General features: G+C 55.9%; 1 protein-coding gene and 1 pseudogene. Both read right to left on the bottom strand.

Annotation, left to right across the window (positions count from 1 at the left end; genetic code table 11):
- Positions 1 to 281: 281 nt before the first annotated feature.
- Positions 282 to 1,769 carry a helicase HerA-like domain-containing protein gene (locus B5D58_RS13335; protein ID WP_011111846.1) on the bottom strand — a complete coding sequence of 496 codons (1,488 nt, stop codon included), beginning with the start codon at positions 1,767 to 1,769 and terminating at the stop codon, positions 282 to 284.
- Positions 1,770 to 2,007: 238 nt separating this feature from the next.
- A pseudogene (locus tag B5D58_RS13330) lies at positions 2,008 to 3,234 on the bottom strand (ATP-binding cassette domain-containing protein); the annotation flags it as partial.
- Between the last annotated feature and the right edge of the window lie 96 nt (positions 3,235 to 3,330).

Below are 3,330 nucleotides of genomic sequence, written 5' to 3'. Positions count from 1 at the left end.
GGACGATAAAATTACCGAATTGAATAACTGAATCTGATCTAACAGGCACTCGTCAAATCGGGTAACTGTCAGATCAGATCTCAACTACTACAAATCAGTGAAAATACATAACCCGGCACTCAAGCCAACATCCGAGGACGCCGCTTAGTTTTCTCAATCTTCGGCGCGGGCGCCGGCTTGGTTCTACGTAACAAACAAAAGAACATCCATTTTGTTTCTGGCAAGTGCAAACACCATGAAGGCCGCAGATTCTGCGGCTTTTTTATGACGCTCTCGCCCGGTTAGCGCCGCCGCCCGCCACCAAAAATGGAACCCAGCACGCCACGGATCACCTGACGCCCAAGCTGCGAGCCAATGGTGCGCGCCGTGCTTCTGGTTATCGTCTCCACGATACCCTCGCGTCGCCCGCCGCGCGGTCCAGTGCTGCCGCCCAGCAATTCGCCCCAGTTAAAGCCGCGATCGGCTTCAGCCGGCGCTTGTTCCGGTGATGTTGCGGCACGCGCCTTGAGGATTTCATAAGCTGATTCCCGATCCACCAACTGTTCATAATGCCCGTACAGCAGGGAACCGCGAATGACCTGTTGACGCTCGGCCTCGGTAGCCGGCCCCACTCGGCTGCCCGGCGGCACAATCAGGCCGCGCTCCACGGGGTGAGGACGTCCCTTTTCATCCAGTAGGGAAATCAGCGCTTCGCCTACGCCCATCTCGGTAATGGCCGCCTCCACGTCGATTTGCGGATTGGGGCGAAAGGTTTCGGCTGCCGCCCGTACCGCTTTCTGGTCACGTGGCGTAAAGGCGCGCAGGGCATGCTGGACACGGTTGCCCAGTTGTCCCAACACTGCATCCGGAATATCCAGCGGATTCTGGCTGACAAAATACACGCCAACACCCTTGGAGCGGATCAGCCGTACCACCTGCTCGATTCTGGACAGCAGCGCGGCGGGTGCATCATTGAACAGCAGATGCGCTTCATCAAAAAAGAACACCAGTCGAGGCTTTTCCACATCTCCCACTTCGGGAAGGTTCTCGAACAACTCGGAAAGCAGCCACAAAAGCAGCGTGGCATAAGCGCGCGGTGAGTTATAAAGCGTTTCTGCCGCCAAGATATTGATTATGCCGCGTCCATCTTCTGCAATCTGCATCAGATCGTCAAAATTGAGCGCAGGCTCGCCAAACAGCTGGTCACCGCCCTCGTGCTCCAGTTGCAATAATCTGCGCTGGATGGCACCGACGCTGGCGGTAGAAATATTGCCGTATTCCACACTGTAACTGCTGGCGTTTTCCGCCGCGTGCTGCAACATCGCACGCAGATCCTTCAGGTCCAGCAACAGCCAGCCATTGTCATCGGCAATATGGAATACTGCCGTCAGCACCCCACTCTGGGTATCGTTCAGATTCAGCATGCGTGCCAGCAGCAATGGTCCCATGTCGGATACCGTTGCTCGCACCGGGTGCCCCTTCTGGCCAAACACATCCCAGAACACCACCGGGCAAGCCGCGTAGCCAAAGCCCTTCAATCCCAGCTCCGCCACACGCGCTTCCACCCTGGCATTACCCCCGCCCGGCTGGCACATGCCGGAAAGATCACCCTTCACATCCGCCATGAACACCGGCACCCCGGCACGCGAAAACTGCTCTGCCAGACTTTGCAGCGTGATGGTCTTACCTGTACCGGTTGCCCCGGCAATCAGCCCGTGGCGGTTGGCCATGCTCGGCAGGATGGCCAGTTCGGTATTGCCGGATTTAGCGATGAGAAGCGGTTCAGTCATAACAAAATTCCTGAAGTCATTATTCAAAATTCAGTTGAGCGGATAAGCGCCACACTACGCCAATTGACCTGAGCAAGTTTGAGTATTTCAGGGTAAAGACTATCACGGCGATGGTTGAATCGAAATTCAATTTCTTTCAGGCGCAGGTAAACGTTGATATGCCGTTAAATGAGCGGCAGATTTATATTTGAAATAATTTGTGCTGCAAACAATATCAGCTTCAGCTGGTTTGCTTATGTCAGTTGGCTGGAATGGTTTCCAGGATCTCATGCAGTTCCAGCCAGCGCAGTTCCGCCTCTTCAATATGTTGTACAAGTTCGGCCAGATGCTTATTCAGCATCGGCACCTCGCCAGCCTGCGGTCCTGTGTATAGCGCAGGGTCGCTCAAACGAGCTTCGAGTGTATTCTTTTCCCTGTTCCACGCTGCCAGGCGTTTGTCGATCTGTTCAATCTCTTTCACCAGCGGTCGGCGTGCCAGGATACGAGCCTGACGATCAGCCTTGCGTGTCGCCTTGTTGACGACCTGGTCGGGGCAAACTGACGCAGCTGCAACTTCGGCACGATGCGTAGCAAGCCAGTCGCGGTAATCATCGAGATCACCATCGAAAGGTTGAATGCGACCATCGTCCACCAGCAGAAAGCGATCACAGGTGGTACGCAGCAATGCACGGTCGTGTGACACGAGCACCATTGCTCCTTCATAGTCCTGCAATGCCAGTGTGAGGGCGTGGCGCATTTCAAGATCGAGATGGTTGGTCGGTTCATCCAACAGCAGCAAGTTAGGTTTTTGCCAGATCAGCAACGCCAGCGCCAGACGCGACTTCTCTCCGCCGGAGAACAGGCCGCAGGGTGTGGTCGCCGGTGTGGAGGTGCTACCCAAGCCGTCACCGCGAAAATCGAAACTTCCCAGATAATTACGCAACTCCTGCTCACGTGCTTGCGGATCAAGCCGGATCATATGTTGCAGTGCAGACTCATCTGCACGCAGGGTTTCGAGTTGGTGCTGGGCAAAGTAACCAATGGCCAGGCCCTTACCCTCCAGGCGGCGGCCACTGGCGAGCTGCAGCTCGTGGGCGAGCAGCTTAATCAGGGTCGATTTGCCGGCGCCGTTGCGTCCGAGCAGGCCAACACGCTCACCCGGACGTAGCGTCAGCGTAATGCGTTCAAGCACCGTCTTGTCGCCATAGCCAACCGCGCCGTCCTCAATCTGCAGCAAAGGGTCGGGCGCTGGCGGTGCATCGCGGAAGGTAAAGCTGAAGGGTGTATCGACGTGAGCGGCGGCAATGCGCTCCATGCGCTCAAGTGCCTTGATTCGGCTCTGCGCCTGGCGAGCCTTGGTGGCCTTGGCACGAAAGCGGCGGATGTAGTCTTCCATGTGCGCGATATCGCGCTGCTGCTTCTCGAACATGGCTTGCTGCTACTGTAGGCGCTCGCTGCGCTGGCATTCGAAGTCGGAATAGCTGCCGGTATTGAACCGTCCCGACAATCGAGGAGGCTATTTGGTTAAAGTAAAATATCCATCAATGTCTTATTATCCTGGGTTTGTCGGTAGTTTTCTTCA

The organism is Nitrosomonas europaea (genome assembly GCF_900167395.1).
Lineage (GTDB): Bacteria > Pseudomonadota > Gammaproteobacteria > Burkholderiales > Nitrosomonadaceae > Nitrosomonas > Nitrosomonas europaea.
Note: the sequence above shows the minus strand (reverse complement) of the source record. Positions and strands in the feature narration are given on the sequence as shown.

What these genes read in the sequence shown, in the direction of transcription:
- B5D58_RS13335 (WP_011111846.1), bottom strand. Translation starts at nt 1,769, where the DNA reads ATGACTGAACCGCTTCTCATCGCTAAATCCGGCAATACCGAACTGGCC.